This is a genomic window from Streptomyces sedi (assembly GCF_006335015.1).
GTDB classification, from domain to species: Bacteria; Actinomycetota; Actinomycetes; order Streptomycetales; family Streptomycetaceae; genus Streptomyces; species Streptomyces sedi.
On record NZ_VDGT01000019.1, the window covers coordinates 70,080 to 90,158 of the forward strand.

Here is a 20,079-nt window from a genome sequence, read left to right on the forward strand (position 1 = left end):
GGGCCCTCCGCCCCACCGGGACGGCTCGCCCACGCGCCCCTCAAGGGCGCGCGGGCGACGCCGCTCAGCCGTGCCAGGACCGCCACAGCGCCGCGTACGCGCCGTCCGCGGCCACCAGCTCGTGATGGCTCCCCAGCTCCGTGATCCTGCCGTCCTCGACCACCGCGATCACGTCCGCGTCGTGCGCCGTGTGCAGCCGGTGCGCGATCGCGACGACCGTCCGCCCGGCCAACACCCGCCCCAACGAACGCTCCAGGTCGCGCGCCGCCCTCGGGTCCAGCAGCGAGGTCGCCTCGTCCAGCACCAGCGTGTGCGGGTCGGCCAGCACCAGCCGCGCCAGCGCGATCTGCTGCGCCCGCGCCGGAGTCACCGTCAGCGCTCCGGAGCCCACCTCCGTCTCCAGACCGTCAGGCAGCTCCCGCACCCAGTCGTCGGCGTCGACCGCTCCCAGCGCCGCCCACAACTCGGCGTCCGTCGCGTCCGTCCTCGCCAGCAGCAGGTTGTCGCGCAACGGGCCCACGAAGACATGGTGCTCCTGGTTGACCAGGGCCACCCGCTCCCGCACCCGTTCCGCCGTCATCTCCGACAGCCGCGTCCCGCCCAGCGTCACCGACCCCGTGCGCGGACCGTAGATCCCGGCCAGCAGCCGCCCCAGCGTCGACTTCCCCGCCCCCGAGGGCCCGACCAGCGCCAGCCGGGTGCCCGGCGCCACGTCCAGGCTCACCTCGTGCAGCACGTCCACGTCCGGCAGATAGCCGAACCGCACCCGCTCCGCCACCAGTTCACGCCCGGCCGGCCGAAGCTCCGCGTCGCCGAGGTCCTCCTCGACCTCCCGCACCCCGACCAGCCGCGCCAGCGACACCCGCGCCACCTGGAGCTCGTCGATCCACCGCAGGATCATCCCCACCGGCTCGATCATCAGCTGCGTCAGCAGCGCGCCAGTCGTCAGCTGCCCGACCGTCAGCCAGTCCTCGATCACGAACCAGCCGCCGATCATCAGCACACCGGCCAGCAGCGAGGCGTGGTACAGGTTGATCCCCGGAATCAGGATCGACCGCAGCCAGAGCGTGTACTCCTCCCAACGAGTCCACTGACGGACTCGAAGATCGGACAGCGCGACGCGCCGGTCCTCCAGCCGGTGTGCCTCGATGGTCCGCCCCGCGTCCACGGTCTCCGCCAGCGCCGCCGCCACGGCCGCGTACCCCGCGGCCTCCGAGCGGTAGCCGGCCGGAGCCCGCCGGAAGTACCAGACGCAGACAGCCAGCAGCATCGGCAACGCCACCAGCAGCGACAACGCCAGCGGCGGCGCCGTCACCACCAGCCCGCCCACCAGCAGTCCCGCCCAGACCACGGCGATCGAGATCTGCGGGAGCGCCTCCCGCATCGCCGTGGAGAGCCGGTCCACGTCCGTGTTGATCCTGGCCAGCAGGTCGCCGGTGCCCGCGCGTTCCAACGCACCCGGCGGCAGCCCCACCGAGCGGACCAGGAAGTCCTCCCGCAGGTCCGCCAGCATCCGCTCGCCCAGCACCGCGCCGCGCAGCCGCACCATCCGCACGAAGACGGCCTGCACCGCCAGCGCCACGGCGAAGAGCGACAGGTTCCGCGCCAGACCCAGCTCCCGCTCCCCGTCCGCGAGGGCCTGCACCACCCCGCCCAGCACGTAAGGCCCCACCATGGAGGCCACCACGGCCGTCGCGTTCACCGCGACCAGGATCGCGAACGCCCCGCGGTGCCGGCGCAGCAGCGCGCGCACATAGGTGCGCACCGTCCGGTCCCCGGCCACCGGCAGCGTCGTCGCGTTCTCCGAGTCGGCCGGGTCGTACTCGGGGGGCGGCACGCCGATCATGCGGACTCCTCGGCAAGTTGGACGGTCTCGGTCTCACGCGTCACGACGGCCCGGTACGCCGGCGCCGCCCGCAGCAGTTCGCGGTGCGGCCCCACGGCCGCCACCGCGCCGTCGCGGACGAAGACCACCTCGTCCGCCTGGTCGAGCATCAGCGGGCTCGACGTGAAGACCACGGTGGTGCGCCCCGCGCGCAGCTCCCGAAGCCCCCGCGCGATGCCCGCCTCGGTGTGCGCGTCGACAGCCGACGTCGGCTCGTCGAGCACCAGCACCTCCGGATCGGTGAGCAGCGAACGCGCCAGCGCCAGCCGCTGCCGCTGGCCGCCCGAGAGCGAACGCGCCCGCTCGGTGAGCACCCCCCGCATCGGCTCCCGGCTGCCGTCCGCCGTCGCCCGGGAGAGCGCCTCCAGCACGTCCTGGCACCGCGCCGCGCGCAGCGCCGCCTCGGCGTCCACCCGCCCCGAGGCCGGCACGTCGAGCAGCTCGGCCAGCGTCCCGGACAGCAGCACCGGGTCCTTGTCCTGCACCAGCACCGCGGCCCGCGCCCGCTCCAACGGGATCTCGTCCAGGGCGACCCCGCCCAGCAGCGCCGAGCCCTCCTCGCCCGGCAACGCCGGGTGCCCACCGATCCGTTCGGCCAGCCGCTCCGCGTAGTCCGGCGCCCCGCACACCACGGCCGTCAGCCGGCCGGCCCTCGCCCGCAGCCCGGTGGCCGGGTCGGTCAGATCGCCGGTCGGCCCTTCCAGGGCCGACCCATCCACACCCTCGCGGTCCCCGGCACCCCCGCGCCCCTCGCGGAGCAGCCCCAGCACCCGCACGGCACGCCGCGCCGAGGGACGGGAGAAGGTGAAGGCCATCGCCGTCTCGGTGAACAGCCTGAGTGGGAAGAGCAGGAAGGTCACCGCGCCGTAGACGGTCACCAGCTCGCCGGCGCCGAGCCGGCCGTCCCTGGCCAGTGTGGCGCCCTGCCAGACCACCGCGATCAGCAGCAGCCCCGGCATCACCACCTGCACCGCGTCGATCAGCGACCACATGCGGGCGTTGCGCACCGAGGCCGCCCGCATCTCCTGCGACGCCCTGCGGTAGCGGTCCAGGAACAGCTCCTCGCCACCGATGCCGCGCAGCACACGGAGCCCGGCGACCGTGTCCGAGGCCAGCTCTGCGGCCCGCCCCGACTTCCCCCGCTCGAACTCGGCCCGCCTGATCGCCGCCGGCAACAGCGGGAAGACGCTCAGCACCACGGCGGCCACGCCCCCGGCCACCAGCAGCCCCAGCCGGGGCTCGTACCAGATCAGCCCCCCGCAAACGGAGACGGTGACCACCACGGCGGCTGCGAAACGGGAGAACGACTCGACAAACCAGCCAATCTTCTCGACATCCCCCGTGGAGACCTTCACCACCTCGCCGGCCGCCACCCGGCGGGTGAGCACCCCGCCCAGCGAGGCCGTCCGGCGCGCCAGCAGCTGCTGTACCCGGGCCGCCGCGGTGATCCAGTTGGTGACGGCCGTGCGGTGCAGCATCGTGTCGGCGAACGCCATCAGCAGTGCCGCCACCAGCAGGAGCGCCCCGGTCAGCGCCAGCCGGCGCCCGGACTCGTCGACCACGGCGTCGATCGCCATGCCCATCAGCACGGGCAGCGAGGCGATCATGCCCATGTGCAGGGTGCCCCAGCCCAGGGCCTTGGCCTGGCCCCCGAGCTGGCAGCGGAACAGCCAGACCAGAAAACGAAATCCCGACCTCACGTCCGGTTGGCCGGGGTCGGTATGCGGAAGATCGCGAATCTGCATGACATCCCAGAGTCAGTGCGCGGCGGAACTGGACAACCTTGCAAGAGTCCCGGCCCGAGACGTCGAAAATCAACGGGTTTTTCCCGGCCGTCCCGGGCCCGACACGGCCCTCAGGGCCCGCCGGCAGGCCCGTTCCCCGCGCCGACGGGCCCGTTCCGCGCGCTGACGGCGAGAGGCGCGCACCCGAAAGCGGAAGACATCGCGCTGGCTGAGAAGCGATCATTCCGCTTGTGTGCAGAGGACTTTCCAGACGCCGGCGTATGCCCCGGCGCGCGAACGCCCTTTCCCGGGTGCGATCATGATGCGATGCGCCCAGCTCCAGGCGAGGTCCTGCACTTCTCGGAGGACCCTGACATCCAGATCTTCCGCCCCCACGTCTCCGCCGGCTCCGGCGCGTTGGAGGAGCTCGTCTGGGCCGTGGACGCCGAGCGCGCCCCCGACTACTGGTTCCCCCGGCAGTGCCCGAGAGCCATGGTCTGGCTGAAGCCCAGCGCCTCACGGGCGGACCGCCAGCGCCTGATAGGCGACGGCGGCGGCCACCGGGTGCACGCCATCGAGTACGGCTGGCTCTCCCGGTTCCTGGACGTCGAGCTGTACGCCTACCGGCTGCCCGCCCGCCCGTTCCACTCCTTCGGCACCGGTCGGCACGCGCTGGTCGCCCGGGAGCCCGTCGAGCCCCTGGGCAAGCCCCTTCCGGTGGGCAACCTGCTGGCGCTGCACCGCCGGGCCGGCATCCAGCTGCGCCTCTACGACAACCTCTGGCCCTTCTGGGACGCGGCCACCGACAGCAGCCTCGGTCACAGCGCCATCCGGATGCGCAACGCGCGCCCCCGCCCCCAGCCCGCACGCCGCTCGGGTCCCCCGCACGCCCCCACCATGATTTCCTGAGCCGGGGGCGCGGCGGCGCCACCGGGGGCGCGTTCACCCCCCGAACACGACGGCGCCTCCGCGCCGCGCCCGCGCCCCCCTTTGTCCGCCCAGGACTTCACAAGACGGACGACGATCGGCCGAACGGGCCTCCGGCGGGCCGACCTTGTTTGAGAAAAGACCGCGCCAACGGTTGACGGGGGCATGCTCTGCTTCCACTATGAGGGACAACCGCAAGGTGGGAGCGCTCCCATTGAACAGGGGTGCTTCTCCCACTTCGGCGGGTCACCGACCAAGGAACGAGAGGGCCGCCTCATGCCATCCCGTAGGGCTTCCCCGGTGCGTGTCACCCTCCCGGACGCCGTGACGAGCGGAGACGTCACCCGTTCCGCGCGTGAGGCGCGAAGTTGACGGCCCGTCGCCGTGCCGACGGGATCATCGACCGCTCCCCGTTCCCCGGGTTCGGGAGTTGAATGCGAGCGGCCGGCGCGCCCGAGGCGGGAGAGCGCCGGAGAGAGCGTAAGGAGCCGGGTCGCCGCCGTCAGCGGCGGTGACCGCGACCCGCTGTCCGTCGTGGTGTTGCCGCTCCGGACCCCCTGCGGGAGGGGGTGTCCGGCGGGCCAGCGGGGAGTCGGTCGTTTCGCCCCTGTCGGGGACGGGCGGGGGCGAAACGACCGCAGTGTCGGACGGGTTCCGTTTTTCGGGGTCCGGACAGGAAGTGAAGCCGGCGGAGGTCCTCACGCCGTGGAGTGTGTCCCCTCGCTCCAACTCGTCAAGCCGCGAGGTCTTGACGGGGGCATGATGCCTACGCACCATTGAGCTGCCGCCGCCGGGTGGGAGCGCTCCCAGTTCGACCGTCGATCGCCCGTCGGGTGAACGCCGGTCACCACCCGGCGGCGGTCCCCCCTCGGTACTGGAACGAGCCGTCGATGCCTCCTCACCCCGACCGCGCGGCCACCCGCGCGCGGCGCCGCCCGCCACGCCCCCACGGGCGCGCGAGCGCCGATTCGTGGTGTGAGGGGCGCTTCCCGGCGGCGCACACCCCTCGATCGTTGCGTGTTCAACCAGCTGTTACTGTGCCTGAAGTCGCCCCGAACGTGCTCCCGCGGCGTCGCCCGGAACAGCCGTCGGGCGGTCCTCACCCGCCCTCCGCCGGCCGCGACGCGCGGCACACCCGGGAGCGGGCCCCCCACCTGACGGCCCGTGAGAACGACGCTCCGGCAGGGATCGTCGCCCCCACGGCGGTGGTGAGGTCGTGAACGGCGTCGAACCACGGTCAGCCATACAAGGAGAAGTCCATGGCAGTACAACAGCCTTCGCGTCCCGTCAGCCTCGCCACCCCGGAGGCCGAGGACGCAGCGGTGCCCTCCACGGCGCTCAGAGTGCTGGCGGTCGTCAGGATCGCGACCGGAATGGTGTTCCTGTGGCCGTTCCTCGACAAGGCCCTGGGCCTGGGGTACTCGACGGCGTCGGAGAACGCCTGGGTGCGTGGCGGATCGCCCGCCGAGGGGTACCTGTCGAGCGTCACGGTGGGGCCGCTGGAGTCCGTCTTCCAGTCCTGGGCCGGGGTGGCCCTCGTGGACTGGCTCTACATGGCCGGCATGGGCGGTCTGGGGATATCGCTGGTGCTCGGAATCGGCCTGCGGGTCACGGCGATCGCCGGGCCGCTGCTGATGCTGACGCTCTGGCTCAGCATGTACCCGCCGGCGCGGCACGCCTCCGACGGAACGCCCACGATGTCGACGAACCCGCTCATCGACCAGCACGTGGTCTTCGCCGGGGTCATGGTCGCCGTCGCGCTCTGCTCAGCGGGCCGGGTCTACGGCCTGGGCGGGTGGTGGGAGCGCACCCAGCTGGTGCGCTCCTTCCCCTGGCTGCGCTAGCGCGGCGGCCACGGAAGCGACCGGGCCCCCGTGGCCCGGTCGTCCCCGAACTGCGGGCGCGTGGGGAGAGGATCGAGCCTCCCCACGCGCCCGCGTCATGTCACGCGACGTTCCCGCGGGAACGCGTCTCAGAGGTCGACGTCCGAGCACGCGTAGAAGGCGTTCCCGGTGTCGGCGACGTTCCACACGGAGAGGATCAGGTGCCGCCCGGACTTGTCCGGCACGGTGCCCTCGTGGTTCTCGGTCTCGCCCGGCTGCGCGCCGTCGAGCGAGACGCTCAGGAACGGCTCCGGCTCCAGGTCGGCGCGGGTCAGCGGCTGCGAGGGGTCGTAGCCGTCTTTGGTGATGTAGTAGTCGAACGTGGAGGTGCTGTGGCGCACGGTGAACGTCCAGCTGAACGTGGCCGACTGCCCCGGAGTGAGGCTCGTGGCGGGCCAGTCGCCGCCGCGCGGGTCGTCCAGTTCGGCGAACGGCGCGTTGCCGCCCGCGCAGATCGAGCCGTCGGCGGGGCCGGCGCCGGGGAAGCCCTTCGGGCCCTCGACGCTCTGCGGCTCCCACTGGATGGAGCCGCAGTCGCTCACCTCGCCCTGCGCGCAGAGCTGCTGACGGCTCGAAGGGGACGTGGTGTAGCCGTGGGCCGAAGCCGTGGTGCTGGTGGCGAACACCGTCGCCACGGCGAGTCCGGCGCCGGTCGCGGCGGTGAGGATCGTCTTTCGCATACTTCGCTCCCGGATGTCGTGGGGGAGGAGCGCTCCTGGGGGGAGTAGCGCGGTCTAGACCAAGGGGGACGTTACTGCGAGCTTTTCGTCATGTCCAGACCAATGAATCGTGAGGGGTGGCCATGTCCATCGCGTCCGTCAGATCCGTCAGTCCCGTCCCGTCCGTCACGCAGGCGAGCCGCCCGCGCCCCCGGGGCGGCGAGGCGGCGGGCCCCGAACGGTCCGCGCGCGGAGCCGCATCCGGCCCCACGACGCTCCGTCAGGTCGCCCGCGCCGCCGACGTGTCCATGGCCACCGTCTCCCGCGTGCTGGCCGGAAACTACCCCGTCGCCCCCCGCACCCGCCAGCGGGTGCTGCGTGCCGTCCGGGAGCTCGACTACGTCGCCAACAGCCACGCCCGCGCCCTGCGCGGTCACGCGACGCCCACCGTCGCCCTGGTCCTCGCCGACCTCAGGGACGAGGCGGTCGCCCGGATTGCCCAGGGCGTCGAGGAGGAGGCCGCGCGCCACGGCCGCAGTTGCCTCATCGGGACCACGAGGGGCGACCCGGAGCGCGAGCGCTCCGTGCTGCGCGCCATGCGGCAGCACGGCGCCGGCGCCGTCGTCCTCATCGGCGGGGGCGCCCAGGAGCCCGGCCACCAGGAGGAGTTAGCCGCCATCGCGGGCTCCCTGGCGGCTGCCGGCTCCCGCCTGGTGTTCTGCGGGCGCCCCACGCCCGACGCCGCGACCCCCGCCGCCGTCGTCGAGTACGACAACGAGGGCGGTGCCCACGCCGTCGTCAGCCGGCTGCTCGTGGAGGGCCACCGCCGGGTGCTCTTCCTCGGCCCGGCCGCCGGATCGACCACGGCCGCCGGCCGACTCGACGGCTACCGGCGGGCGTTGGCCGACTTCGACGTGCCGTTCCGGCCCGAGCTGGTGGTCGGCGGCGGCCTCGGCCGCGCCGAGGCCCGCGACCGGCTCGCCCGCCGGCTGGCCGGCGGCTCGGACTTCACCGCCGTCTTCGCCGTGACCGACAACGCCGCCTCCGGCGCCCTCGCCGCCCTGCGCGAGGCCGGCCTCGGCGTGCCGGACGACGTCTCGCTCGTCGGCTACGGCGACGCGGACTGCGCCACCGACCTCCAGCCCGGGCTGACCACCGTCCACGTGCCCTACGCCGAACTGGGCCGCGCCGCCGTGCGGTCGGCCCTCGGCGAGGACGGGAACGCGACGCCGCGCGCACCGCTCGGCACCCACGTGGTGCTCCGCGAGTCCACCGCCCCGCCACCGCGCCGCCGCCCCGGCTGAGCGGCGGGCGGCACCGCCCGACCGGCGGTGCCGCCCCGCGCCGCGCGCTACCGCCCCAGCACCGCCATCGCCGCGTTGTGGCCGCCGACGCCGCTGACCCCGCCGCCGCGCACCGCGCCGGCGCCGCAGAGCAGCACGTTGCGGTGCCCGGTCGCCACGCCCCACCGCTCCGCCGGCCCCTCCGGCTCCCCCTCGCCCGCGCGGTGGGGGAAGGCCAGGTCGCCGTGGAAGATGTGGCCGCCCGGCAGCCGCAGCTCCTCCTCCAGGTCGACAGGGGTCCGCACCTCCAGGCACGGCCGCCCCTCGGCGTCGACGGCCAGGCAGTCGGCCAGCGGCTCCGCGAGGTGCGCGTCCAACGCCGCGAGCGCGTCGGCCACCAGCCGCTCCCGCGTCCGCTCCCGTTCCGCCGCGCCGCCGGTGAAGAGCCTGGCCGGGGTGTGCAGCCCGAAGAGCGTCATCGTGTGGTGCCCGTCGGCCGCCAGCTCGGGGGAGAGGATCGTGGGGTCGGTCAACGAGTGGCAGTACACCTCGCTCGGCGGCACCTTCGGCGCCCGCCCGGCCGCCGCCTCCCGGTAGGCCGTCTCCAACTCGGCGTACCCCTCCGCCACATGGAACGTCCCCGCGAACGCCTCGCGCGGGTCGACCGCAGGGTCGCGCAGCGCCGGCAGGCGGCGCAGCAGCATGTTCACCTTCAGCTGGGAGCCCTCGGGCGCCGGCGGACCCGGCTCGCCAAGCAGCCGGGCCAGTTCACTCGGCGAGGCGTTGACCAGCACCGTTCCGGCACCCACCACGCCCTCGCCGGCGTCCGTCCGCCACGCCACCTCGGCCGTCCGCCCGTCCGTGGCGACCCCTGTCACCTCGTGGCCCGTCGCGATCTCGGCGCCCGCGCCGACCGCCGCCTCCCGCAGCGCCCGCGTCACCGCGCCCATGCCGCCCACGGGCACGTCCCAGTCGCCGCTGCCCTGGCCGATCACGTGGTAGAGGAAGCAGCGGTTCTGCGCCAACGACGGGTCGTGGGCGTGCGCGAAGGTGCCGATCAACGCGTCGGTGAGGACCACCCCGCGCACCAGGTCGTCGGCGAAGGTCTCCTCCACGGCCTCCCCCAGCGGGCGTTCGAAGACCGCCGACCAGAGCGCCTCGTCCGCCACCCTGGCCCGCAGTTCCGCCCTGCTGGGCAGCGGCTCGGTCAGCGTCGGGAAGACGCGCCCGGCCAGTCGCCCCGTCCGGGCGTAGAATTCACGCCAGGCGACGTACTCCCGTTCGTCGCCGGTCAGCCGCGTGAACGACGTGCGCACCCGCTCCTCCCCGTCGCCGACGAGCAGCCCCGTCGGGGCGCCGTTCCGCACCGTCGGCGTGTAGGAGGCGAACGGGCGCCGGCGCAGTTCGAGCCGCAGCCCCAGGTCCAGGACCACACGCCGCGGCAGCAGGCTGACCAGGTAGGCGAAGCGCGACAGCCGGGCCGCGACCCCGGGGAACGGTGTGCCGGAGACGGCCGCGCCCCCGGCGGCTTCGAGTCGTTCCAGCACCAGCACCCGCTTGCCGGCACCCGCCAGGTAGGCGGCGGCGACCAGTCCGTTGTGGCCGCCGCCCACGATCACCACGTCATACCGCGAACGACTGGGCATGGCTCTTGGTAACACGGCCCCCGCCGTTCGGCCAGCCACCCGACCGGGCCCGGGAGCGGTCGTACGCTGGTGGATCGCCCTCCCCACCCGGCGCCCGCCCCGGACGCCGGAAGTCCGTCACACCCCCGAAGGAGCCCATTGCCCCACCTCGCACCCCCGGCGCCGACCGCCCCCGCGACGAGCGGCGACGCCGAACCCAAGCCCCCGCCGCAGCTCCGTCGCATCCTCCGTCTCTTCACCCCCTACCGCGGTCGCCTCGCCCTCGTGGGGCTGCTGGTCGGCGCGTCCTCGCTGGTCGCGGTCGCCTCGCCGTTCCTTCTCCGCGAGATCATCGACGTGGCGCTGCCCGAGCGGCGCACCGGGCTGCTCACCGTGCTCGCACTCGGCATGGTCGCCGCGACCCTGGTCAGCAGCGTCTTCGGGGTGCTCCAGACCCTGATCTCCACCACCGTGGGCCAGCGGGTGATGCACGACCTGCGCACCGGCGTCTACGGCAAGCTCCAGCAGATGCCGCTGGCGTTCTTCACCCGGACCCGCACCGGCGAGGTCCAGTCGCGGATCGCCGGCGACATCGGCGGGATGCAGGCGACCGTCACCTCCACGGCGACCTCCCTGGTCTCCAACGTCACCGCCGTGACCGCCACCCTCGTGGCGATGGTGGCGCTGGACTGGCGGCTGACGCTGGTCTCCGTCGCGCTGCTGCCGTTCTTCGTCTGGATCGCCCGCCGGGTCGGCAGGGAACGCAAGCGGATCACCGCCCGCCGCCAGGGGCAGATGGCCGGGATGGCGGCGATGGTCACCGAGTCGCTGTCGGTCAGCGGCATCCTGCTCGGCCGCACGATGGGGCGGGCCGAGGCGCTGACCGAACGCTTCTCCGACGAGTCGGAGAAGCTGGTGGCCCTGGAGGTGCGGGCCAGCATGGCGGGGCGGTGGCGGATGGCCACCATCGGCATGATCATGGGCGCCATCCCGCCGCTTCTCTACTGGTCCGCCGGTGCCCTCTCGCAGCTCGGCGGGAACCCGCCGTCGATCGGCACCCTGGTCGCCTTCGTCGGCCTGCAGCAGGGCCTGCTGCGCCCCGCCACCTCGCTCCTCTCCACCGGCGTCGACATCCAGGCGTCGCTCGCCCTCTTCCAACGCGTCTTCGAATACCTCGACCTGCCGGTGGACATCACCGAACGGCCGGACCCGGTGACGCTGCGGCGCCCACGCGGCGAGGTCGCCTTCGAGCACGTCACCTTCCGCTACGACCCGGCCGCCCCACCCACCCTGGACGACGTCAACCTCACGGTGCCGGCCGGGAGTTCACTCGCCGTGGTCGGTGCGACCGGTGCGGGCAAGTCCACCCTCGGCTCCCTGGTGCCCCGGCTCTACGACGTCACCGGAGGACGGGTCGCCCTCGACGGCGTGGACGTGCGCGACCTGTCCTTCGCCTCGCTGGCCGCCACGGTCGGGGTCGTCTCCCAGGAGACCTATCTGCTCCACGCGTCGATCGCCGAGAACCTGCGGTTCGCCAAGCCCGACGCCACCCCGGAAGAGCTGGAGAACGCGGCCCGTGCCGCCCAGATCCACGACCACATCGCGGCGCTGCCCGACGGGTACGAGACCGTGGTGGGCGAGCGGGGCTACCGCTTCTCCGGCGGGGAGAAGCAGCGCCTGGCACTGGCCCGCACCATTTTGCGCGACCCGCCGGTGCTGGTGCTGGACGAGGCGACCAGCGCCCTGGACACCCGCACCGAGCACGCCGTGCAGCGCGCGATCGACACGCTCGCCGCCGGCCGCACGGTGATCACCATCGCGCACCGGCTCTCCACGGTCAGGGACGCCGACCAGATCGTGCTGCTGGACGGTGGCCGCATCCTCGAACGCGGCACCCACGCGCAACTGCTGGCGCTCGACGGCCGCTACGCCGCGCTGGTCGCCCGCGAGACGGCGAACGTCGCGTCCGCGCACGTCGAAACGGAGAACGGCGGGTCCGTGGCGGCGTGGAGCTGACCCTCCGACCCCTGACCCCCGACCCCTGACGCGGGCGCCCCCGCCGGGGGCGCGGTCAGCGCAGCCGGCCGGCCGCGGCGAGGTCGTCGAGGACCGCGTGGTCGACGGGCGCGGTCCGTTCGCGGTCGGCGAGGGTCAGCCAGGCGATCTCCTCGATCTCGCTGCTGGCCGTGAGCGTGCCGGCGTAGTCGGCGGTGTAGCAGGCCATGGTGACCAGCGTTCCCTCCGGATGCCCGTGCGCCTGCGCGGTGTAGGTCCCGACATGGCGCGCGGTGGCCGGATCGATGGTGACCGTCAGCTCCTCCCGGACCTCCCGGCTCAGCGTCTCCAGATCGCTCTCACCCGGAGCACGCTTGCCACCGGGGATGTAGAACACGTCCTTCCCCTTCGAACGCGCTCCCAGGAGTTTCCCGCCCTCCAGGTGCACCCATGCCACGGTGTCGATCGTCGTGCTCACCGTCTGCCGCCCTCCGGCACTCGTCCTCGCGCCCGTCGGACCACGGGCGGCGCGGGACGATGGTGCCATGTCGCGCACGCCGTCGAACGCGGCGGGGCGGCTCAGCGAACGGTGGGGCGCACCGAGGCCCGCCGTTCGGGCGGGAAGACGCAGAACTCGTTGCCCTCGGGGTCGCACAGGATGTCCCAGCCGTCGCCGGGGCCCGCGCCGCGCCGGAGCAGGGTGGCGCCCATGGCCAGCAGTTCCTCGGTGTCGCCCCGGACGTCGAAGTGCATCCGGTTCTTGCCGGGTGTCGGCTCGGCCACCGGGTTCAGCCAGAGGGAGGGGCCCTCGCCCAGCGGGTCGTGGATGTGCACCGGCCACCGCGGCGGCCAGGTCCCGTCCTCGCGTGCGGACTGGCGCCGCTCGTAGCCCAGTGCCCGGCACCACCAGTCGGCGAGCGCCTGGTGGTCGACGGCGTCGAGCGCCAACTCCTTGAACCGCGCCGGCGGCACGGGGCGCTCAGTCCGTCAGGTCGCCCATGGCGACCACGTGTTCGGGCCGGATCCGCACCAGCATCTCCCCGGGCGTCGCGTTGCGCTCCCCGAACTCCGCGGCGCGTTCCTCGCCCATGTAGCGGGCGGCGATCCTGGTCGCCCACTCGCGCAGCGGTCCCGCGTCCTCGCTCCACTCGGCCCGCCCGCGCAGCAGGACGAACGCGAAGGGCTCGCTCTCCTCGTCCACGCAGAAGGCGACCCGTCCATCACGGACAAGGTTGCCCCCTTTGATCGTGTTCCGGCCGGTGGTCAGCACCACCTCGTCGCCGTCCACCACGAACCAGACCGGCGCGACATGGGGACTGCCGTCCTCGCGCACGGTCGACAGCTTGCCGGTCCTGGTGCCCGCGGCGAGAAAGGCCCGCCACTCACTCCGCTCCATCGTGTGCGCCATACGTCCATCGTGGGGGATTGTCCGCGACGTGGCCACTGGCGGGCAGGCCGTGCGGGTGAGCCGAGGCCAGCAGCCGCTCGGGGCCGGTGCCCACCCGCGCCGACAGCCAGAAGCGCTCGCCGCCGTCGTGCCGCCCCGGCTCGAAGGCGAGGTGCGCGAAGCCGGCGTCCGGCGACGCCGAGGCCGCCAGCCGGGCCAGCTCGCTCTCCACCCGCGCCCACTCGTCCGGCGCGACGTACTGCCGCATCACCGAGTGCCACACCACCGTCCACGTGCCGGGCTCGACGTCGAGGGTGGAGAGGAACTCGGCCGCGCCCGAGCCCTGGACCGTCGCCGGCACCTTGGCCGCTATCCGCAGGGCGCCCTCCAGCCGCGCCATCCGCGCGCGCTGGTCAGGCCAGACATAGGCGCGCAGCGTCAGGGAGCCCTCGGCCGACAGCGGGTCGATCGGCGAGGGGTCGCAGCCGCGCCGCTCCACGATCCGCAGCGCGTGGTGGCGCTCCGCGCCCGCGCGCAGCCACGCCGGCACCTCCGGCGTCCACACGTCGGTCAGCCGCACCGCCGAGTCCGGCGGCCCCCAGGCGAACCCGTCCGCCTCGTAGCGGAACTGCTCGGCGCGCAGGTTCAGCCCGCCGCTGGACCCCAGTTCGAAGAGGCGCACCGGAGTCTGCGGCGTGGGAACGGTGTGCAGCAGCGCGGCGAGCAGCAGGTGGGAGCGGCCGACCTCGTTGGTCTGCGGGGGCCTGGCCAGCCAGTCACGCAGCCAGTAGCGCTCCTCGGAGAGCACGGCGCGCAGCGCCGGCCAGGCCGCGTCCGGCCGGGCGGGGTCGAACACGCCGCCGGTGCTGGGGAGATGGGCGGCCAGCTCCGGGGCCCGGTCCGTCAGCGCCAGCGCGTGGGCGCCCCCCAGCAGCCGCAGCGGCAGGACGTCGTCCACCGCCGCGTCCTCGTGGCCCGCGAGCGCGTCGACGCTCGGCCCGTCCTGCTCGATGTCCCGCGCGATCCGCCCCAGCAACGCGGCGTAGAGCGGCGAGCCTTGGCGACCACAGGACTCCGCCTGCTGGTGAAAGACCCGAGCAAGGTGTTCACGGGGCATCGGTACTCCTTTTTTGGGGGTCGCCCAAGATCATGGGGTCCGTCGGGGTCCGAAGGGAAGGGGCATCGGGACAGGAGACCCGCAGGAAGGGTCCGCTCGTACTCCTGTGCCCCAATTGCCGGTGATCATGGCAACCCCGGTGGGGTCCCCTCACGGGGGCACGGGGCCGGATGGTAAGCGCCTTCTACGATGGCCGCATGAGTGTTGAGCGCATCCTCGTCTACAGCCGCACCACCGGTTTCCGGCACGACTCGATCCCGGCCGGCGTCGCCGCGTTCCACGAGCTGGGCGCCGAGGCCGGCCTCGCCGTCACCGCGACCGAGGACCCCGACGAGCTGGCCGCCGCGCTGCCCGGCGCCCGCGCCGTCGTGTTCCTCTCCACCAGCGGCGAGGTCCTCACCGACGAGGGGCGGCGGACGCTGCGCGCGTTCCTCGCCGACGGCGGCGGGTTCCTCGGCGTGCACGGCGCCTCCACCACCGAGTACGACTGGCCCTGGTTCGGCACCCACGTGGTGGGCGCCGTCTTCGACGGCCACCCCGCCCTCCAGCCCGGCGTGGTCGTCGTCGAGGACCACGACCACCCGGCCACCGCCCATCTGCCGGCGCGCTGGGAGTTCGTCGACGAGTGGTACAACTTCACCGGCAACCCCCGCCCCCACGTCCGGGTGCTGGCCACCGCCGACGAGAGCAGCTACGAGGGGGGCGGCATGGGCGCCGACCACCCGCTGGTCTGGTGCCACGAACGGGCCGGCGGCCGGTCGTTCTACACCGCGCTCGGCCACACCTCCGAGTCGTTCACCGACCCCGCCTTCCGCGCCCATCTGCGGGGCGGACTGCGCTGGGTGCTCAATCCCTCGGCCGAAAAGTCGAGTTGACCGCACCCCCGGGACCGCTGCCACGATGGGCGCCATGTCCGTGCTCACGCGTGTCCGGGGCGACATCACCGCCCAGCGAGTCGACGCCGTCGTCAACGCCGCCAACTCCTCCCTGCTCGGCGGCGGGGGAGTGGACGGCGCGATCCACCGCGCCGGCGGCCCCGAGATCCTCGCGGCCTGCCGCGACCTGCGCGCCGCCCACCTCGGCGGCGGCCTGCCCACCGGCGAGGCCGTGGCCACCACCGCCGGCCGGCTGCCGGCCCGCTGGGTCATCCACACGGTCGGCCCCGTCCATTCCGCGACCCAGGACCGCTCCGCGCTGCTGACCTCCTGCTACCGCGCCTCGTTGCGGATCGCCGAGGAACTCGGCGCCCGCACGGTCGCCATGCCGGCGGTCTCCACCGGGGTCTACGGCTGGCCCCTGGAGGACGCGGCCCGCCTCGCGGTGGCGGCGGCCCGCGAGGCGGCGGAGGGCGGCGCCTTCGACGAGCTGCGGTTCGTGCTCTTCGACGAACGGGCCTACCGGGCGTTCGACGCGGTCGACGCGGACGACGCGGGCCCGTCGGACGCCTGAGCGGAACCCCTCGACGCGGCGAGAGGCGCGGCGAGAGGCCCGAGGGACGTCGGCGCGGCGGGAGGCGTGACCGGACGCGTGACGGCCGTTCAGTCGGGTGGCACCAGCGCGGCGGCGCGCCGGGCGGCCACCGCGGGCAGCGGGTCCCCGGGGACCTCGGCCAGCAGATCGAGGACGGTGTCGGCCAGCTTGATGACATGCTCGTCGCCGTGCTCGGCGGCCCGCGCGAACACCTCGTCCCGCCCGGCCGGTCCGGCCGGCCCCACCGGCTCCGGGCCGCCGTCCGGCGCGTAGGCGGCGACCACCGCCGCGCTCGCCGACCAGGCCGCCGCCGCGCTCGGCCGCCACAGCGCGGGCGGCAGCGCGGGCAGCACCCGCAGCACCGCGTTGGGCGCGGTCACCGCGTGCACCAGCATCACCGGCTCGCCCCGCGCGTGCCCCGCGTAGTACCCGGCCGCCGCACGCACCAGCTCGGCCAACGCCGCCCGCGCCGCCTCCGGCCCGTCCGCCCCCGGCGCGGACCCCGCCCCGGGCCACCCGGGAAGCCGCGTCAGCTGCCCCAGCCGGTGCCCGATCCCGCCCGAACGGTCGGCGACCGGCTCCACCGAGGCCAGAGCGCCCGCCGCGCCCTCCGCCACCGGCGTCCCCACGACACCGGCAGGCAACGGCTGGTGCCGCGCCGCCCAGTACCCCAGCCCCTCGGCCAGCTCGGCGATCCCCGCCGGCGAGGCGCCGTCGGCCAGCAGCGCCCGCACGGCGTGCCCGACGCGGATCACCGGATGCGTCGCCCCGCCCGCGATCCCCGGCAGCAGCCTCGGCCACCACTCGGTCAGCACCTCGGGCCAGGGCCGCTCCGCCAGCCGCTCGGCGAAGAACCGCGCCCAGTCCGTCAGATACCGGGCGTCGCCCAGCCGTTCACGCCAGTCGTCCTCCGTGATCCGGCCGCTGCCGGTCGGCCGGTCCTCCAACTTCCCCCGGTAGGAGTCGATCCACCCGTGCACCCTGGCGCCCTGCCCGTTCCGTACCAGCGCCTCGACCGCCATCGGCGCGTGGTTGCTCAGCCAGCCGCGGTACTCGGGCCCCGCCCGGTGCAGCCGCCCCCACGCCTCGTCCAGCACCCCGTCCCGCGCCGGTCGCGCCCCGCCCGTGCCGTGCCCACCCGTGTCGTCCATGCCGGGCACGCTACGGGCCCGGCCGGCGCCCGGGCATCGGCCGCGCGACCGGTCGGCGCGCGGCCCCGGGGCCTACGCCCCGAGGAGGACCACGTCCAGCCGGCGCGGCCCGTGCACGCCCTCCACCCGGTCCAGCTCGATGTCGCTGGTCGCCGACGGGCCCGATATCCACGTCAGCGGGCGCGACGGGTCCAGCCGCCGCAACGCCAGCGGCACCGAGTCCACCACCCGCTCGGGGACGGCCACCACACACACGTGATGGTCCGGCACCAGCGTGATCCGGCGCCGCCCCTGGTCGGGGCCGGCGTCCAGCACCACCGTTCCGGTCTCGGCGATCGCCACCGCGCAGCCCGTCACCACGCTGTCCACGCCGTCCAGCAGGCGCGCGGTGGCCGCCTCCTCGTCCGCGACCCGGCGCACCTCGTCCGGCACCTCGGCCAGCCACCCGGGCGGCAGCCCCGCAGGGACCACCACGCTGGACGCGCCGCGCTCCGCCAGCAGCCGCGCGACCAGACCCGGCAGCTCCCCGGCCGTCGCACGGTGCACCAGCGCACGGTAGTCGGCCAGGTTCTCCGCCAGCAGCTCCACGGGGTCCGCCGGCTGGTGGCTTTCCAGATAGCCGCGCTCCAACGGCTCCCGTTCCGGTTCCTCCCCGCGCGGCACGTCGGCCAACGCCCGCCGCACCCGGCCCAGCACCACCTCGCGCGCGTTCACCGGCCCGCCTCCCCGCTCTCGCCCCTGGTCCTGCGCCACCACGAACGGAACGACTCCGGCGGCAGCGGCGGCACGTCCCGGGTCCGCGACCACGCCGCGCCGGGCCCCGGCAGCCGGCGCGGCTGGAGGCGGCGCATCCGCCCCGCGACCCGCTGCCCGGCGCGCAGCGCGCCCGGGTGGTCCAGCGCCCAGCGCGCCGCCCGCATCGCGGCCCGCTCGGCGGCGTGCCCGCGCGCCGGCCTGATCCGCACCCGGGTGCCGCCGACCGTCGCCTCGCCGCCCTCCACGACCCGCTCCCGCAGCCGCACCAGCACCTCGGGGATGTCGATCGCGACCGGGCAGACCTCGTAGCACGCCCCGCACAGCGACGAGGCGTACGGCAGCGAGGCGTCCAACGCCGTGTCGACGCCCCGCAGTTGGGGCGTGAGGATGGCGCCGATCGGCCCCGGGTAGGCCGAACCGTAGGCGTGCCCGCCGGCCCGCTCGTAGACCGGGCACACGTTCAGACACGCCGAACACCGGATGCAGCGCAGCGCCTGCCGCCCCACCTCGTCGGCGAGCGTGTCCGTGCGCCCGTTGTCCACCAGCACCAGATGGAACGTCGAGGGGCCGTCGCCGTCCGAGGTGCCCGTCCACATCGAGGTGTACGGGTTCATCCGCTCCGCCGTCGACGAGCGCGGCAGCAGCTGGAGGAAGACCTCCAGATCCCGCCAGGTCGGCACCACCTTCTCGATGCCCACCACCGAGATCAGCGTCTCCGGCAGCGTCAGGCACATCCGCCCGTTGCCCTCGGACTCGACCACCACCATCGTGCCGGTCTCCGCCACCATGAAGTTCGCGCCCGAGATCCCGACCTTCGCGTCCAGGAACTTCTGCCGCAGATGCAGCCGCGCCGCCTCCGCCAGGTCGGCCGGCTCGTCCGTCAGGCCCTCCGGCGCCGGCCGGCCCCAGTCGCCCATCCGTTCCGCGAAGATGTCCCGGATCTCCCGACGGTTGCGGTGGATCGCCGGCACCAGGATGTGGCTGGGCAGGTCGTCGCCCAACTGCACGATCAGCTCCGCCAGGTCCGTCTCGTACGCCCGCACCCCGGCCCGCTCCAGCGCCGCGTTCAGCCCCAGCTCCTGGGTCGCCATCGACTTGACCTTGACGACCTCCCGCTCCCCGGTCCGAAGGACCAGGCGCGTCACGATCTCGTTGGCCTGGGCGGCGTCCGCGGCCCAGTGCACCTGGCCGCCGGCGGCCGTCACCGCCTCCTCCAGGCGCTCCAGATAGCCGTCCAGATGACGCAGCGTCCGGTCCTTGATCGCGGCGCCCGCGGCCCGCAGCTCCGCCCAGTCCGGCAGCTCGGCCACCGCGCGCGCCCGCTTGTCGCGGATGGTGTGCGTGGCGTGCCTCAGGTTCCCCCGCAGCCGCTCGTCCCGCGTGGCCGCCCTGGCCGCCTCGGGGAACGCCGGCATCCCCAGATAGGTCCCACCGCTCATGCCGCCGCCTCCCGGGTGCCGTGCCTCACCACTGCGTCTCCTCCGTGCTGGCCAGGATCTCCGCCAGGTGCACCGGCCGCACCCCGGCGCCCAGCCGGGAGAGCGTGCCACCGATGTGCGTCTGACACGAGTTGTCCACCGTGCACACCGCCTCGGCGCCCGTCCCTACGATGTGCCGGGCCTTGTCCGCGCCCATCGCCGCCGAGACCGCCTCGTTCTTCACCGCGAACGTGCCACCGAACCCGCAGCACTCCTCCGCGCCCGGCAGGTCGAGCAGCGTCAGCCCCCGCACCGCCTCCAGCAGCCGCCGCGGCCGGTCGCCCAGGCCCAGCATCCGCAGGCCGTGGCACGTCGGGTGGTACGTCACCGAGTGCGGGTAGTAGGCGCCCACGTCCGTCACGCCCAACACGTCCACCAGGAACTCCGTCAGCTCCAGCGTCCTGGGCACCACCGACTCCGCCACCGAGGCGAGCCCCCGGTCCCGGCCCTCGGACATCGCCCGCGCCCCGATCCGCGGGTAGTTGTCCCGCACCATCGCCGCGCAGGAACCGGAGGGCGTCACGATGTAGTCGTAGCCGTGGAACGCCCGCGCGTAGCGCCGCACCAGCGGCTCCGTCTCCCGCCGGTAGCCCGTGTTGAACTGCGGCTGGCCGCAGCACGACTGCTCCTCGGGGAAGTCGACGGCCACCCCCAGCCGCTCCAGCAGCGCCACCACCGCCTGCCCGGTCCGTGGGAAGAGCGTGTCGTTGACACAGGTGACAAAGAGCGCGACCCGCAC

At 74.3% G+C, this 20,079-nt stretch carries 18 protein-coding genes; 6 read left to right on the forward strand and 12 right to left on the reverse strand.

Annotation, left to right across the window (positions count from 1 at the left end; genetic code table 11):
* Positions 1–64: 64 nt before the first annotated feature.
* Together FH715_RS22035 and FH715_RS22040 are read right to left on the reverse strand one after the other, a co-directional pair.
* Positions 65–1,846 (reverse strand): ABC transporter ATP-binding protein, encoded by a 1,782-nt coding sequence (locus FH715_RS22035; protein ID WP_139648035.1) that lies wholly within the window; start codon positions 1,844–1,846, stop codon positions 65–67.
* Complete coding sequence (locus FH715_RS22040) at positions 1,843–3,630, reverse strand: ABC transporter transmembrane domain-containing protein (protein WP_139648037.1); 1,788 nt, start codon at positions 3,628–3,630, stop codon at positions 1,843–1,845. Before FH715_RS22040 ends, FH715_RS22035 begins: the two co-directional genes overlap by 4 nt.
* A 306-nt stretch (positions 3,631–3,936) precedes the next feature.
* Between FH715_RS22040 and FH715_RS22045 the strand changes: the two genes are divergently transcribed.
* Together FH715_RS22045 and FH715_RS22050 are read left to right on the forward strand one after the other, a co-directional pair.
* On the forward strand, positions 3,937–4,518 hold the full coding sequence (locus tag FH715_RS22045) for a DUF6886 family protein (protein ID WP_139648039.1): 582 nt from the start codon (positions 3,937–3,939) through the stop codon (positions 4,516–4,518).
* Between the two features lie 1,277 nt (positions 4,519–5,795).
* The gene (locus FH715_RS22050) at positions 5,796–6,380 is read left to right on the forward strand and encodes a hypothetical protein (RefSeq protein ID WP_246108887.1); all 585 of its coding nucleotides are present in this window, start codon (positions 5,796–5,798) and stop codon (positions 6,378–6,380) included.
* 128 nt (positions 6,381–6,508) lie between these two features.
* Here FH715_RS22050 and FH715_RS22055 read toward each other — a convergent pair whose 3' ends face one another.
* The gene (locus tag FH715_RS22055; protein WP_139648040.1) at positions 6,509–7,099 is read right to left on the reverse strand and encodes a lytic polysaccharide monooxygenase auxiliary activity family 9 protein; all 591 of its coding nucleotides are present in this window, start codon (positions 7,097–7,099) and stop codon (positions 6,509–6,511) included.
* A gap of 122 nt (positions 7,100–7,221) precedes the next feature.
* On the opposite strand from FH715_RS22055, the gene FH715_RS22060 reads away from it, so the two are divergent.
* Positions 7,222–8,382, forward strand: coding sequence for a LacI family DNA-binding transcriptional regulator (locus tag FH715_RS22060; protein WP_139648042.1), 1,161 nt, complete (start codon positions 7,222–7,224; stop codon positions 8,380–8,382).
* A 47-nt stretch (positions 8,383–8,429) separates the two neighbouring features.
* On the opposite strand, the gene FH715_RS22065 is transcribed toward FH715_RS22060, so the two are convergent.
* On the reverse strand, positions 8,430–10,007 hold the full coding sequence (locus FH715_RS22065; protein ID WP_139648044.1) for a phytoene desaturase family protein: 1,578 nt from the start codon (positions 10,005–10,007) through the stop codon (positions 8,430–8,432).
* Between the two features lie 138 nt (positions 10,008–10,145).
* On the opposite strand from FH715_RS22065, the gene FH715_RS22070 reads away from it, so the two are divergent.
* Positions 10,146–12,002 carry an ABC transporter ATP-binding protein gene (locus FH715_RS22070; RefSeq protein ID WP_139648046.1) on the forward strand — a complete coding sequence of 619 codons (1,857 nt, stop codon included), beginning with the start codon at positions 10,146–10,148 and terminating at the stop codon, positions 12,000–12,002.
* A gap of 55 nt (positions 12,003–12,057) precedes the next feature.
* On the opposite strand, the gene FH715_RS22075 is transcribed toward FH715_RS22070, so the two are convergent.
* The 4 genes from FH715_RS22075 to FH715_RS22090 all read right to left on the reverse strand — a co-directional run bounded on the left by FH715_RS22075 (position 12,058) and on the right by FH715_RS22090 (position 14,485).
* Entirely contained in the window at positions 12,058–12,459 is a 402-nt protein-coding gene (locus FH715_RS22075; RefSeq protein WP_211367736.1) for an NUDIX hydrolase, read from the reverse strand.
* Positions 12,460–12,560: 101 nt separating this feature from the next.
* The gene (locus FH715_RS22080) at positions 12,561–12,953 is read right to left on the reverse strand and encodes a VOC family protein (RefSeq protein ID WP_139648050.1); all 393 of its coding nucleotides are present in this window, start codon (positions 12,951–12,953) and stop codon (positions 12,561–12,563) included.
* A 7-nt stretch (positions 12,954–12,960) separates the two neighbouring features.
* Positions 12,961–13,389, reverse strand: coding sequence for a PPOX class F420-dependent oxidoreductase (locus FH715_RS22085; protein ID WP_139648052.1), 429 nt, complete (start codon positions 13,387–13,389; stop codon positions 12,961–12,963).
* On the reverse strand, positions 13,364–14,485 hold the full coding sequence (locus tag FH715_RS22090; RefSeq protein ID WP_139648054.1) for a DUF2332 domain-containing protein: 1,122 nt from the start codon (positions 14,483–14,485) through the stop codon (positions 13,364–13,366). Before FH715_RS22090 ends, FH715_RS22085 begins: the two co-directional genes overlap by 26 nt.
* 197 nt (positions 14,486–14,682) lie before the next feature.
* Between FH715_RS22090 and FH715_RS22095 the strand changes: the two genes are divergently transcribed.
* Both FH715_RS22095 and FH715_RS22100 read left to right on the forward strand, forming a co-directional pair.
* On the forward strand, positions 14,683–15,360 hold the full coding sequence (locus tag FH715_RS22095) for a ThuA domain-containing protein (protein ID WP_139648056.1): 678 nt from the start codon (positions 14,683–14,685) through the stop codon (positions 15,358–15,360).
* A 34-nt stretch (positions 15,361–15,394) separates the two neighbouring features.
* Positions 15,395–15,934 carry an O-acetyl-ADP-ribose deacetylase gene (locus FH715_RS22100; RefSeq protein ID WP_139648058.1) on the forward strand — a complete coding sequence of 180 codons (540 nt, stop codon included), beginning with the start codon at positions 15,395–15,397 and terminating at the stop codon, positions 15,932–15,934.
* A gap of 89 nt (positions 15,935–16,023) precedes the next feature.
* Here FH715_RS22100 and FH715_RS22105 read toward each other — a convergent pair whose 3' ends face one another.
* The 4 genes from FH715_RS22105 to FH715_RS22120 form a co-directional block, all read right to left on the reverse strand.
* The gene (locus FH715_RS22105; protein ID WP_139648061.1) at positions 16,024–17,106 is read right to left on the reverse strand and encodes a questin oxidase family protein; all 1,083 of its coding nucleotides are present in this window, start codon (positions 17,104–17,106) and stop codon (positions 16,024–16,026) included.
* A 72-nt stretch (positions 17,107–17,178) separates the two neighbouring features.
* The gene (locus tag FH715_RS22110; protein ID WP_139648063.1) at positions 17,179–17,820 is read right to left on the reverse strand and encodes a LutC/YkgG family protein; all 642 of its coding nucleotides are present in this window, start codon (positions 17,818–17,820) and stop codon (positions 17,179–17,181) included.
* Complete coding sequence (locus tag FH715_RS22115) at positions 17,817–19,301, reverse strand: lactate utilization protein B (protein WP_139648065.1); 1,485 nt, start codon at positions 19,299–19,301, stop codon at positions 17,817–17,819. The genes FH715_RS22110 and FH715_RS22115 overlap by 4 nt, the downstream gene beginning before the upstream one ends.
* 25 nt (positions 19,302–19,326) lie before the next feature.
* Positions 19,327–20,079 (reverse strand): (Fe-S)-binding protein, encoded by a 753-nt coding sequence (locus FH715_RS22120; protein ID WP_139648067.1) that lies wholly within the window; start codon positions 20,077–20,079, stop codon positions 19,327–19,329.